This is a genomic window from Gordonibacter sp. 28C, from assembly GCF_003339845.1.
In the GTDB taxonomy this organism is placed as follows: Bacteria; Actinomycetota; Coriobacteriia; order Coriobacteriales; family Eggerthellaceae; genus Gordonibacter.
This window is the reverse complement of the sequence record NZ_PPTR01000006.1, coordinates 163,290-176,692: the sequence shown is the minus strand read 5'-3', so window position 1 is coordinate 176,692 and position 13,403 is coordinate 163,290. Positions and strand designations below refer to the sequence as shown.

Sequence of the window (13,403 nt, the reverse complement as noted above, 5' to 3'; positions counted from 1 at the left end):
CAAACGTCTCCAAAGGCATAGTCATGATGTGACTATTTTCCTTTTTCCGCAGATGGGAGAGGCGAGGCTTCAGCCACTTTTCCCGTGGTTTGCGGTACCATGGAACGGGGGGAGGGATCGCTCGGCGATCCCCAGATCTGTCTTGGGGGACAACCGCATGGTTCAGTATCTTGCAGAACATATGAGGGTGTATCGGAGGCAAGCGATAGGGTTCGCCTTCTTCTTGGCTTGGAACTACTACTCGTTCTTCTCGTGCGGGCTCGTTCCTATTATCCATGTGGTTAGAAGCAGCGAACGCGTGTGGGTGTGGGCGGGGTTGTTCATCGCCATCGGCTCCATCGTGGTCATGCTCGCTTCTGCCAGAACGTCGCTCGCTGGCAAGAAGGCCTGCGGATTCGCGGCGGCATTTCTCGCCGCCGGCGGCACCGCGGTTATTTGGACGAGCTTTTTCAGCGTGGAAACCTATCAGACGGTGTCGGCTGTGGGCGGCATGATAGCGGGCATGGGTTTTGCGTTGATGGCGTTGGTGTGGGGCGATCGAATGAGCAGGTACAACGAGGCGGCCATCGAGTTTTCGGCCCCCGCCTCCTTCATCCTGTCGTTTTTCATCTATTTCGCGCTGCTCGCGCTCAAAGGGCCCGCGTCAATGGTGGTGGACGCCCTGCTCCCCGTTCTTTCGATGTACTTCGCGTTCCGCACCGCCGAAGCGGCGCACGGCGGGGACGAGGGGATTGCCGACGTGGACCGGCGAGTGCATGGGCGCGAACTCGTCCATGCGCTGGCGAGTATCGTGACGCTGTGCCTGCTGTTTGCCATGCTGTGGTTCCAGTTCGCCTATTTCAGGCTGCTCTCCACGCCCGACGTGGTGGGCGATCGGTTTATGCATTATCTCGTGCCGTTCTCGTGCTCGTCCGTGCTCTCCATCATCGCCTTGCTGTCGTGCATAAAATTGTCGCGCCATTTGAACTTCACGCTCATGTTCCGATGGGGTCTGCCCTTTCTGCTGCTGAGCTATGCGCTGCTATATTACAACTACGATGACCCGGTGCAGAGGATCGTGGCGTACACGGTGAACTTCATCGGCATGTTCGGCGTGCAGTTCAGCTTCTGGATTGCGGCGCCGAAATACGTGCGGCGCTCTCGTATCCCGGCATACGTCCTGTTCGGGGCCATGTTTGCCGCCGAGGGCGTTGGCATCTTCTTGGGAACGGGTTACGGTCTCATCGTCATCGACGGCGTGACCGCCACGAACGTGATGAACGAATCGCTGCTGTTCTTCGTGGCGGTGCTGCTGGTGGCCATGGTGGTGGGCTTCAATCCGCGCTGGTCGTTTTTCCGCATGAGCCCGCGTTGGAAGGCCCGCGAGGACGAGGTGGACGCGGAAGCCGCGGGCGGCACGTCCACCGCTGACGACATCAACGCCCTGTTCGCGCAGCAAGCCGAGGAGCTGCGCGCGGCCTACGGCCTGTCGAACCGCGAGACGGAGGTGGCGGAGCTGCTTTTGGCGGGACGCAGCCGGCCCTACATCCGCGACGAGCTCGTCATATCGCTCAACACCGTGCACGCTCACGCGCGCAACATCTACGCGAAGTGCGGCGTGCACTCGCAGCAGGAGTTCATGGACCTGCTGCGTCCTGCGGTGAAGCGGGACGAGCCCGAGGCGTGACGGCTGCTAGCCGTACTTCTCGATCAGGTCGATGACCTGCTGCTTGGAATGCAGGTCGGTTTTCTCCAGGATGCGGCGGATGTGGGTGCGCACCGTGCTCTCGGACACGAACAGGGCCTCGGCGATGACCTTGGCCGAGCGGCCGCGCGCCAGGTAGGGCAGCACCTCGGCCTCGCGGCGGGTGAGACCGTAATCCTCGGCTATGGCGGCGAACAGGGCCTGATCGGCGTCGTCCTCCGCCGGGGGAGCGGCGGCTTGCGTCCCGTCCGCCGCATGGGCGGCCGGCTTCGACGCGGCGGCGCTCGCGACAGGTTCGTCGGCTTCGGACGCGAGGTCGGCGGCCGGCTCCTGCTCTATGGCGCGCTCGGCTTCGCCCTCGATCGCCGCAGGCCCCCCGTCCGCCTCCTCGACACCCCCTCCGGTCGACGTCAAACGGCGTTTGCGGCGCAGCGCGTTGAACAGACCCAGCATAACCAGCACGTACAGCGCGCCGATCGACACGCCAACGATGAGCGCCGACGGCTTGCCCGGCACGAGCGTGATGAGGAACCCGATGCCCATGCCAATCAGGCGCAACAGCACGGACAGCGAGCGCACGATGCCGCCCACGATGTAGCCCGACACGGCGAAGTCGTAGGAGCAGGCCACCACGAGCGACCAGATGATGACGTCGAACAGCCCGTAGCTGGCGCTCATGATGATGTTGAGCGCCACCGGGTTCGTCTCCCAGAAAAACGGCAGCACGGCGAACAGCACCACGATCACGGGCACGATCACGCGGTACGCCATATCCAGGTTGATGCGCGTGCGGGCGTACAGCACCAGCCCCACGAGCGCTGCGGCCACCACGAGGTTGGCCACGAGCGGCGCCAGGTGCGCCTCGTTCACCGACCCCACCGAGAACACGGTGAGTTCCCACACGAAACCGAACAGGCACGATAGCACCAGGCTGGCAACTATCAAGCTGACGAGCGAGCCCAGGGCGGCAAGCGAGCGCTTCGATCCTCCCGAAGCCGCGGCGCGCCCGTCCGGCTTCTCGGCACGGCATCGCAGCAGGCATGCGTACGCGGCCAAGGGCAGCGGCACCATGAGCGCGATGGCGGGCACGCCCAGATATTCGGTCGCCAGCGACACGGCCAGGAACAGCGCCGCCGTGAGCAGGAAGGCCACCGGCAGGTAGAACGAGGTGCGCGCGGGGTGCATGCGTCCGTAGCAGTCGGCCCAGCTGCCCCAGAAGAAACCGTATCCCACGCCCGCGAGCACGGCCCCGCCCAGTAGCAGCGGCAGCAGCGCGGCGCCGCCCACGCGGCCCGCGGCGAACACCAGCAGTAATCCCGCGATCACGAGCACCGGCATGGGCCAGGAGGGCATGCGGTCGATGCGCACGGGATCGTTCTCCACCCAAGCGGCCACGGCCAGCATGGCGGTCATGTTGGCCACGAACGACACGATAACCACGAGCGATTCGTATTCCGGCGTGTCGGCGGTGCCCGACAGCAGGATGGAGCTGCGGAACGTGAGCATGCTGCAGGCCCAGAAGAACGCCATGCCCACATGGCGCAGGCGCATCGTTTTCCACACCATGCGCATGCTGCGCCGTTCGTGTGCGACGGACAACGGAACCTCCCACCTCGTGTGACGGCCGCAGGAAGGCGGAGGGCGTTTCCGCTCCGCCCCGCAGCGGCATGGCTTTTAGATAGAACCTCTATCAGGGAAAACGCGCAAATCATCAATTATTGATGACAACCGTTTTCACGTGCGCGCCTACGATGGCGACAGCGAAGAAAGGAACCGACCCTCGTGAACGCGACATCGAACCTGGCATACGCATTATCGCTCATTGCGCCGCTGTTTTCATCCGTGACCGAAGCGGAATACGGCGACGCATGCCGAAACCCCGCGTGGCGGGACGTGCGCGAGACGGCGGCGCCGCTCGCCTGCGGCGCAGCGGAGCGCGCCCTTGCACTGCCTCCATGGCAGGTGCGCTCGACGCTGCAGAACGATGTGCTCCTGCCCGGCATGCCGTTGGCGGCCTTGCCGGTGGAGTCGCTCTACAAGCCGTGGTCCGCCGCTCCCGGCAACGCCTTCGGCGCGCAGCGGGGCCTGTACCTCGGAGACTCCGCGCGGCACATCCAAGCGGTGTGCGCGGCGCTCGAGCTGGACGTGCCCGAGCGCTACGCGGCCATGCCCGACCATCTTTCGCTGTTGCTCGACCTGCTGGCCCTGTTCGCGGAGAACGGCAACGCGCAGGCGGCGGCGGATCTGGCGGCCGACCACTTCGATTGGCTGGACGACTACGACGCGGCGCTGGCCCGCAAGGCCGACGAGGCGGCACGCGCCGACGCGCTCGACCCCGTGCGCCGCGCCGCACTCGCGGAGGGCGTCGCCCATCTGCGGGCCCTCGTCGCGCTGACGGACGCGCTCGTCCGAGCGGTCGTTCCGAACAGGGAGCGGATGGCGTTGAGCTAGAAACAACGGGTGCGGTTTCGCCCGTTTGGGATACGTGGAACGATGAACGAACGAAAGGGAGGAACGGGATGTTCGAAGACGTTTCAAGGCGAACGTTTCTAAAGGGGACCGCCGCCACGGCGGCTCTCGCCGCCGCGGGATCGCTCTCGCTGGGCGCATGGCGCGACCGGGCGCAAGCGGCCGAGGCCGACGGCATGTCCGGCGAGGTGCGGCAGGCGCCGTCGCTGTGCAACGGCTGCTCCAGCAAGTGCGGCCTCGTGGCCACCACGGTGGGCGGCAAGCTGTACACGCTCAAGGGCAGCGAGACGCATCCGTACTCGAAGGGCCGCATCTGCGGGCGCGGCCACGGCCTGGCCCAGATGGCGTACTCCGACGAGCGCGTCACGCAACCGCTGCGCCGCAAGGACAACGGCGAGTTCGAGCCCATCGACTGGGACACGGCCTTCAAGGAGATCGGCGAGAAGGTGAAGGCCATCGTCGCGAAGAACGGGCCCGAGTCGCTGGCCATCATCCAGGATCCGCGCCCGTCGGGCAAGTACTACTCCAAGCGCTTCATGAACGCGCTGGGCTCGCCGAACGTGTACGCGCACTCCTCGTCGTGCAACCTGTCGAAGGAGAGCGCCTACATGCAGACCATGGGCGCGTCGAACTACTCCACCGACTTCGGCAACGCGAAGATGGTCATGTTCATCGGCCGCAGCTACGGCGACGGCATCCGCCCCTCGTCGGTGCAGAGCCTCGCGTCGGCCAAGGAGGCCGGCACGCGCATCGTGAGCGTGGACCCGCGCCTCAACAACTCCGGCATCTTCTCCAGCGACTGGGTGCCCATCAACCCCGGCACCGACCTGGCCTTCATTATGGCCCTGTGCAACGTGCTCATCGAAGAGGACCTCTACGACCACGAGTTCGTCGAGCAGAACACCGCAGGCTTCGACGAGTTCGCCGCGCAGGCGAAGGAGTACACGCCGGAATGGGCCGCCAAGATCACCGACGTGCCCGCCGAGCGCATACAGGAGCTGGCGCGCGCCCTGGCGAAGGCCGCCCCGGCCGCTTCCATCGAAGCCGGCTGGCGCGCCGTCATCGGCTGCTCGTACCAGAACTCGTTCGAGACGGCCCGCGCCGCCTCGGCCGTGAACGCGCTCTTGGGCTCCTACGGGGCCAAGGGGGGCGCGCTGCTCACGTCGTCCCCGGCGGCCGGCAAGCTCACCGACGCCCGCTTCGCCGACCCGGCCAAGCCCGAGGCCAAGCGCGTGGGCAACAAGGAGTACCCGCTCGCCCTCGACAGCGCCGGCACGAACCTGGCCGCGCTCAAGGCGGCGCTCGACGGCTCCATGAAGGGCCTGTTCTTCTACAACAGCAACGCCGCCAAGGGCTACGCGCAGCCGAAGATGTGGACCGAGGCGCTGCAGAAGACCGAGCTCGCCGTGACCATCGACGTGCAGATGTCCGAGACGGCGCTGCAGTCCGACTACGTCCTGCCCGAGGTCACGTACCTGGAGCGCTTGGAGCTGCCCGAGTTCATCGGCGGCAAGAAGCACTACGTGGGCATGCGCACCGCGGCCATCGACAAGGTGCTGCCGGACGCCAAAACGTGCGACGAGGTATTCAACGGCCTGGCCGAAGCGTGCGGCGTGGGCGAGTACTTCCAGTTCACGGCCGAGGATCTGGCAACGGCGCAGCTGGCCACCGTGGGCGTGGACATCGACGTCATGAAGGAGGAGGGCGTGGTGGAGCTGCCCGACCCGGACTTCAAGTACGGCATGCCGAAGTTCAAGACCCCGTCCGGCAAGTTCGAGTTCTCCTCCGAGGCCGTGGGGGCCGCGGGCCTGAACCCGGTCATCGGCTACATCCCGCGCAAGGTCACGCCGAAGGACGGCGAGTTCTACATCGTGGGCGGCAAGCAAGGCATCCACTCCCACACCATGACGCAGAACATCGAGTGCCTGAACGCCATCTCGCGCGAGTACCACATGGAGCGCCTCTGGATTTCCACCCAGGACGCCGAGAAGCTGGGCGTGCAGACGGGCGACATGGTGGAGGTGGCGTCGAGCGAGCACACCGGCCAGGTGGAGGCCCGCGTCACGCAGCGCCTCAAACCCGGCACGGTGTTCCTTCCCACGCATTACGGCGGAGACTCGCCGGCGCAGACGCGCGCGTACCAGTACGGCATCGCGCTCACGGATTTCATCCCGTTCGACATGGAACCGGGCGTGGGCTCCATGATGAGCCAGGAGGTTGCGGTTACGGTGAAGAAGGTGGAGGCATAACATGGCACGCTACGGAATGCTGATCAACACGAAGAAGTGCGTGGGCTGCTTCGCCTGCCGGCTGGCCTGCCAGGCGAAGAACCACCTGGAGCCCACCGAGGCCTTCATCAAGTTCCACGAGATAGAGACGGGCGAGTTCCCCAACGTGTACAACGAGATCGTGCCCACCCAGTGCCAGCACTGCGAGGACGCGCCTTGCGCGGCGGTGTGCCCGACGCACGCCACGTACGTCACGGACTCCGGCGTGGTGCTGGTGGACCCGGAGAAGTGCATCGGCTGCAAGTACTGCATGGCCGCGTGCCCCTACGGCGCCCGCATCGTGCAGGAATCGACCGGCGTGGTGGAGAAGTGCCGCTTCTGCTACGAGAACGGCGAGCCGGGCAACCCGCCCGCCTGCGTGGGGACGTGCATATCCGGCGCGCGCGTGTTCGGCGATCTGGACGACCCCGAAAGCGACGTCTCGCAGGCTATCGCGAAGTACCATGCGCAGCCGCTCGCGAGCAACCTGACCGAGTCCAAGATCTACTACGTGAGGTGATGAAACCATGGTTTGGGGACCTTTGATCGCATGGTATTTGTTTCTGGCCGGCGCTTCGGCCGGGGCGTTCCTGACGGCCGCGTTCGTCGAGGCCAAGTATCCCGACAGCGTGAAGATGCGCGTGGCGGGCCGCATCATCGCGCCTGTATTCGTGGGCATCGGCCTGCTCATGCTCATGATCGACGCCGAGGCCGGCCTGCACAACCCGCTGCGCTTCTTCTGGCTCGTGTCGAACCCGGGCTCGGTCATGACGCTGGGCGTGTACTTCATCTGCATCTACATGCCGGTGACGCTGGCGGCCGCCATCCTCGAGATACTGAAGAAGAGGGTGCCGAAGTGGCTCACGTGGATCGGCATCGTGTTCGCGTTCGCCGTGGCGGCCTACACGGGCTTCCTGCTGGGCGTGGTGAAGGCGTACCCGCTGTGGAACAACGCCGTCCTGCCCATCCTGTTCGTGGTGTCGGCGCTGTCGGCGGGCCTTGCGGCCACGTCGCTCGTGGGCCTCGTCGCCGACCGCGAGCGCTTCGAGCACATGTGGCTCATCAAGAAGTCGCACGTCATCCTCTCGGCCATCGAGATGGTGGTGCTGTTCACCATGCTCGTCATCGTGAGCGCCGGCAGCTTCGAGGGCGCGGCGTCGGTGCACTCCCTGATAGCGGGGCAGTACGCCCCGGCGTTCTGGGGCGGCATCGTGATCTTGGGCCTGGTGGCGCCGTTTCTCATCGAGGGCTATCCGGTGTTCATCGCCAAGCGGGTGGAAACGTCCACCACGTCGCTGGTGGTGAGCCTCATCGGCGAGGCGGGCGTGCTCGTGGGCGGCTTCCTGCTGCGCCTGCTGGTCATATTGTCCGCGCTGCCCGTGCTGTTCCTTTAACGCAACGTTCCCGACGCCCCGCCTGCGATCGCAGGCGGAGGCGCTTCGGGCGGCCCGACCCCCTTCGGCGCCGCCTTTGCTCGACGGGCGCCACGTGTCCCCTCCCCTTACCGTGGCGCCCGGCTCCTTTCCGCACTCCTTGAGGAGTGCTTTTCGATATTGGATCGACCGTATTGTTTTCGCAGGTGAACGGCATGTTTCTTCTCATGCTCCCGCCAAAACCGATACGGAGGATCAACGTTTCGCAAGCGGCTGCGGCCAAGCGCTAGGGTAAGGAGGCGCACGGCTCGCAAACCGGCTGGATTCGCGAACGCGTCGGCTTCTCTCGCGCGTTCGAGCGAGCCGGCGGCCGCAGTCCGCACGATGCCGTGCGGGTCAACTTGAGGAAAGAGGTGCCAACATGGAGGATTCGGCCTCCCTGCACTGGGGCATGGTCATCGACCTGGCGAAATGCGTCGGGTGCGACTCGTGCACGGTGGCGTGCAAGGCGGAGAACCGCACGCCGCCGGGCGTGTCGTACAACGTGGTGCTGGAGCAAGAGGCGGGCGCGTACCCCAACATGCGCATCGAGGTGCTGCCGCGCCCCTGCATGCAGTGCGAGAACCCGCCGTGCGTAGCCGTGTGCCCTGTGCAGGCCACGTATCGCGGCGAGGACGGCATCGTGGTGATCGACGCCGACCGCTGTATCGGCTGCAAGTACTGCATCGCCGCCTGTCCGTACGGGGCCCGCTCGGCCGACGAGGGCGAAAGCTACGCCGGCGAGATGCAGGCGGCCGATCAGGTGGTCGTGCCCGAGTACGGCGTGGACCGGGGCGTGCGCGGCAAGTACCGCGCCACGTACGGCACCGTGCGCAAGTGCACGTTCTGCGTGCATCGCATCGAGCGGGGCGAGGCTCCGGCCTGCTGCGAGACGTGTGTCGGCGACGCGCGCTACTTCGGCGACCTGGCCGATCCGTCATCGAAGGTCGCCCGTATGGCCGCCTCGCCCCGTGCATTCCGCTTGAAGGAAGAGCTGGGTACCCAACCGTCCGTTTACTATTTGAGGTGATCGCCATGGCACGCACGCAAGCGAAAAGGCGTCCGTTCGGCGTCGAGCCGTTTTCCCGCCGGGCAACCGCCGTTTGGGCGGTTATCGTGGTCGCCCTCTTGGCGGCCGGCGGCTTCTTCATGTTCGACCGGTTGGCGAACGGCCTGTCGATGGCCGGCGCGACCAACGCCGTGCCCTGGGGTTTGTGGGTTGCGGTCTATGTCTGGTTCTCGGGCTTGGCTGGCGGTTTGTACCTCGTGTCGGCGCTCGTCTACCTGCTGCGCCTCCCTCGCTTCGCGCCCATTGCGCGGCTTGCGCTGGGCGGCAGCATCGTGTCGCTTATCGTGTCGATGATCTTCATCGGCATCGACCTGGGCGCCATCAGGCATTCGCTGGGAACGCTGCTGTTCTTCCATTGGTCCTCGCCCCTGGCCTGGGAGATCAAGGCGTACATCTTCTTCATGGTGGTGGCCGTCGTGCAGTTCGCGCTCGTGCTGTACAACGATCGCGGGGCCCGCGCGGCAGCCGGCGAAACCGCCGCCGGGCGAAGGGCCGACACGCATCGCGGCAACGTGAACCTGGTCGTTCGCGTGCTGGCGGGCGTGGGCGTGGCAACGTCGTTCGTGGGGCCTCCGGGTGGCACGGGCATGTTCTTCGCCGCGGTGAAGGCGCGGGGGCTGTGGGAAGGCGGCATCACCTCGGTGCTGTTCTACGTCATGGCCGTCGTGACGGCGGCGGCGTTCCTCATCGTGGTCTACCGGCTGCTTTGCCGCCTGCGCGGCGTCCGTCCCGACGAGGCGGCGTGCACGGGGCTTGCGCGCGTGTTCGCGGCCTCGCTGTTCGCGCTCGCCCTCTGCGTGTTCTTCCAGCTGGCGCCCGCGTTGCTTTCCAGCGATCCCCGAACCGCCGACGCGGTGGCGGTCATGACGGGCGGGTACCTGGCGCCGCTGTTCTGGGTCGGGGAGATCGGCCTCGGGTTCGTCGTTCCGGCCTTGCTGCTGGCCCTGGGCGCCGCCCGGCGCTCGCCGGGTCTGGCGGTGGCCGCGTCCCTGTCGGCCATGGCGGGCATTCTCGCGCTGCGCTACGTGCTGGTGGTGGCCGGTTTCTCCGTGCCGTTGCTGGCGGGCATGGCGCCCCCGGTGTACGTGCCGAGCTTGGGCGAGATCATGGTGGCGGTGTTCGTGCTCGGGCTGTCCATCGGCCTGTACGGGCTGGCCGCGCGCCTTCTGCCGCTTGAGGCGATGGGCGCGGGCGAAGGTGCGGTCGGCAATGGCGTTGAAGGTGCCGCGTGAGCGGCAAGACGGGAGGGCAACGATGGATCAATGGCATAACGAGGATTCGCGCGGGGCGTTCGGCACGCCGTCGCGCAGGGCGGTCGTGGGCGCGAGCGCCGCCGTGGCCCTGGGCGCGCTGGCGGGCGGTGCGGGCTTGGGCGCCTACATGGCTTCGAACGACCCGCTGACCGACAGCCCGCACGGCCGGGGCCGGGCGTCCGATGCCTACGGTGCCGACGACGTGGTGCTGTCCATGTGCAACAACTGCAACACCTACTGCACCATCAAGGTGCGCGTGGCCGACGCCGCGGAGGGCGCGGCCGCGGCGGAGGGCGCCACGGCGCTCGTGCGCAAGATATCCGGCAACCCCTACTCGCCGCTCAACTCGCAGCCCTACGCGCCCGTGTCCTACGGCACCGCGCCGGTCGACGCGCTCGCGCCCGACGGCTCCATGGCCGTGGAGGGTCGCGCGACCAACGGCGGCATGATCTGCCTGAAGGGCCAGGCGGGCATCCAGCTCGCTCACGACGCGCTGCGCGTCACCCAGCCGCTGCGCCGCGTGGGCGGGCGCGGCTCCGACGAGTGGGAGACGGTGTCGTGGGACGAGGCTGTCGACGAGATCGTGAACGGCTCGCCGTCGCTCGGCACGCCGGGCGTGGCCGAATGGTGGGCCTACGCTCCCAAGAAGGACGTGGAGGCCGACGTCGCCTTGGTGGAGGCCGGAGAGATGGCGAAGGACGCGTTCGCTCAGAAATGGGCCGACAAGCTCATCGACGTGGAGCATCCCGACCTGGGGCCGAAGTCCAACCTGTTCTGCAGCTGCGGCGGCGACCGCATGTTCCTCATAGGCGACCGCTTCACGCAGAAGTGCTTCGGTTCGGTGAACAACTTCAACCACGGCGGCGTGTGCGGCATGACCGGCGTGATGGGCAACGCGCGCACGCACCCCACCACGGGGCACAAGCGCATGTACGCCGACATCGACCACTGCGAGTGCCTCATCATCTGGGGCACCGAGCCCATGACCGCGAACAAGGGGCCGACCTGGCTTGCGCCGCGCCTGTCGGTGGCGCGCGAGCGGGGCATGAAGCTTGTCGTGGTGGACCCGCGCCAGGGCCGCAGCGCCTCGAAGGCCGACGTGTGGCTGCCGGTCGTTCCCGGCCACGACGCGGACCTCGCGTTCGCCATGGCCTCGTGGATCGTGCAGAACGAACGCTACGACGAAGCCTATCTGCGCGCGCCCGGCAAGAAGGCGGCGGCCGCCTTGGGCGAGCCCACCTGGTCGGACGCCACGCACCTCGTGGCCGTCGACCTGCCGAACAGGCCCGTGGTCACGGCGAAGCTGCTCGGGCGCTCGGGCGAGGGCGGCCTTGCCGACGACGCGCGGTTCGTGTTCGCGGGCGGCGAGCTCGTGGCGGCCGACGAGCTCGGCGGCCCCGCCGACCTCGAGGTGGACGGCGTGGTGGACGTGAAGGGCAAGCCCACGCGGGTTGCGAGCGTGTTCGCGCTTCTCAAGGAGCGCCTGGCCGAGCGCACGATCGAGGAGTACGCCGCCGCGGCCGGCATCGACGTGGCCGACGTGGTTGACGTGGCGCGCGAGTTCACCTCGCACGGCAAGCGCGCCTGCGTCATGAGCTACCGCGGCCCCGCCATGCACGCGAACGGTTACGACGCCGTGCGCGCCGTCTCGTACCTCAACTTCCTCATCGGCAACCACGACTGGAAGGGCGGGCACATCGCCGCAGCCGCGAAGTTCGCCCCCTACACGGGGCGCTACGACCTGCAATCCGTGCCGAACGCGCACGAAGGCTGGGGCATTCCCATCACGCGCCAGAAGACGGAGTACGAGAAGACGAGCTACTTCAAACAGGACGGCTACCCGGCACCGCGCCCGTGGTACCCGCTGCCGGGCAACCTCTCGCACGAGATCGTGCCCACGCTGCGCGCGGGGTACGTGTACGACCACCTGGGCGCGCTGTTCATCCACCGCCATTCGCTCGTCGACTCCACGCCCGGCGGCGACCGTATGGCCGACGTGCTGTGCGACACGGACAAGATCAACCTCTTGGTGTCGTTCGACGTGGAGGTGGGCGACACGTCCCGCTACGCCGACTTCGTGCTGCCCGACCGCACCTATCTGGAGCGGTTCAGCCAGGAGCCCATCTACCCGAACCAGCAGTACCAGCTCATCCAGTTCGGCCAGCCCGCCATCCGCGCCTACGAGGGCCCGCGATCGGTTGAGGACGTCTACCTGGAGATCATGGAACGACTCGGCCTGCCGGGCGTGGGCGAGGGAGCCGTGCCGAAAGGCAAGAAGGACAGCGGCCAGACGGCGCCGCTTTCAAACGAGCAGGACTATTGGCTGAAGATGGCCGCGAACATCGCCTACGCCGGCGAGCCGGTGCCCGACGCCGACGCCGAGGAGCTGGCCCTGTTCGAGCGCGTGCGCGCCCGCGCGCTGGGCGACGCGTTCGACCTCGACGCATGGAAGGCGGCCGTGGACGAGGACGAGTGGCCGAAGGTGGTCTACGTGCTCAATCGCGGCGGCCGGTTCGGATCGGCCGACCCCGCGAAGGACGACGGCTACGAGGGCGACCTCATCAAGACGCGCTACGCCGGCTTGTGCACGTTCTACGACCCGAAGACGGCGTCCACGAAAAACGCCCTCACCGGGAAGAACTTCGACGGCCTGGCCGCCGCGACTCCGGTTGCCTACGCCGACGGCTCGGCGTTCGAGGCCCCGGCCGAGCGTCCGCTCGCCTTCGTCAACTGGAAGGCGCGCACGAACGGCACGCACCGCACCATCGCCTCGCCCTGGCTGCGCGAGACGGGCACCGAGAACTTCGTGTGGATGTGCCCGGCCGACGCCGCGGTGCGCGGCCTGGCAAACGGCGACGCCGTGAAGGTGGCGGGCCCGATGGGCTCGGAATCGGGCCACGTGCGCGTGACCGAGGGCATCCGCCCCGGCGTGGTGGGCTGCAACTTCTCGTTCGGGCAGACGGGGTACCGGGCCCGCCCCCTCGTCGTCGACGGCGAGGTGCTGGCGCCGGCGCCCGACTACCTGGAGGAATCCGGCGTGCTCGACGGCGACGTGCCGGGCAAGCAGAAGAGCGGCTACGCCGGAGGCCGCGGACGCGGCCTCATCATGAACGAGCTGCTGCCCGACGACCCCACCGTCCAAGGAGGCGGCGGCGTGTGCGACCCGGTGGGCGGCGGCTCCGCGCAGCTCGACCTGTTCGTGGAGGTGCGCAAGGCCTGATCGTCCGCGTGTGGCTTCCCGCCTTCCAT

At 67.2% G+C, this 13,403-nt stretch carries 9 protein-coding genes; 8 read left to right on the top strand and 1 reads right to left on the bottom strand.

The window, feature by feature from the left end; all coding sequences use genetic code 11:
- Positions 1 to 181 precede the first annotated feature (181 nt).
- On the top strand, positions 182 to 1,666 hold the full coding sequence (locus C1878_RS09590) for a helix-turn-helix transcriptional regulator (protein WP_158539779.1): 1,485 nt from the start codon (positions 182 to 184) through the stop codon (positions 1,664 to 1,666).
- A 6-nt stretch (positions 1,667 to 1,672) separates the two neighbouring features.
- Here the strand turns inward: C1878_RS09590 and C1878_RS09585 are convergent, their stop codons facing one another.
- Positions 1,673 to 3,256: a helix-turn-helix transcriptional regulator gene (locus C1878_RS09585; protein WP_114601389.1), complete on the bottom strand. Its 1,584-nt coding sequence runs from the start codon at positions 3,254 to 3,256 to the stop codon at positions 1,673 to 1,675.
- 210 nt (positions 3,257 to 3,466) lie between these two features.
- On the opposite strand from C1878_RS09585, the gene C1878_RS09580 reads away from it, so the two are divergent.
- The 7 genes from C1878_RS09580 to C1878_RS09550 all read left to right on the top strand — a co-directional run bounded on the left by C1878_RS09580 (position 3,467) and on the right by C1878_RS09550 (position 13,374).
- Complete coding sequence (locus tag C1878_RS09580) at positions 3,467 to 4,135, top strand: molecular chaperone TorD family protein (RefSeq protein ID WP_241963690.1); 669 nt, start codon at positions 3,467 to 3,469, stop codon at positions 4,133 to 4,135.
- A 68-nt stretch (positions 4,136 to 4,203) separates the two neighbouring features.
- The gene (locus C1878_RS09575) at positions 4,204 to 6,402 is read left to right on the top strand and encodes a molybdopterin-dependent oxidoreductase (protein ID WP_114601388.1); all 2,199 of its coding nucleotides are present in this window, start codon (positions 4,204 to 4,206) and stop codon (positions 6,400 to 6,402) included.
- A gap of 1 nt (position 6,403) precedes the next feature.
- A complete protein-coding gene (locus C1878_RS09570) occupies positions 6,404 to 6,940 on the top strand; it encodes a 4Fe-4S dicluster domain-containing protein (RefSeq protein ID WP_114601387.1) in 537 nt (178 codons plus the stop codon).
- 7 nt (positions 6,941 to 6,947) lie between these two features.
- Complete coding sequence (gene nrfD, locus C1878_RS09565) at positions 6,948 to 7,814, top strand: NrfD/PsrC family molybdoenzyme membrane anchor subunit (protein ID WP_114601386.1); 867 nt, start codon at positions 6,948 to 6,950, stop codon at positions 7,812 to 7,814.
- 400 nt (positions 7,815 to 8,214) lie between these two features.
- On the top strand, positions 8,215 to 8,862 hold the full coding sequence (locus C1878_RS09560) for a 4Fe-4S dicluster domain-containing protein (protein WP_114601385.1): 648 nt from the start codon (positions 8,215 to 8,217) through the stop codon (positions 8,860 to 8,862).
- Positions 8,863 to 8,867: 5 nt separating this feature from the next.
- Positions 8,868 to 10,133 (top strand): NrfD/PsrC family molybdoenzyme membrane anchor subunit, encoded by a 1,266-nt coding sequence (nrfD, locus tag C1878_RS09555; RefSeq protein WP_114601434.1) that lies wholly within the window; start codon positions 8,868 to 8,870, stop codon positions 10,131 to 10,133.
- 22 nt (positions 10,134 to 10,155) lie between these two features.
- Positions 10,156 to 13,374: a molybdopterin-dependent oxidoreductase gene (locus C1878_RS09550; protein WP_114601384.1), complete on the top strand. Its 3,219-nt coding sequence runs from the start codon at positions 10,156 to 10,158 to the stop codon at positions 13,372 to 13,374.
- Positions 13,375 to 13,403 lie beyond the last annotated feature (29 nt).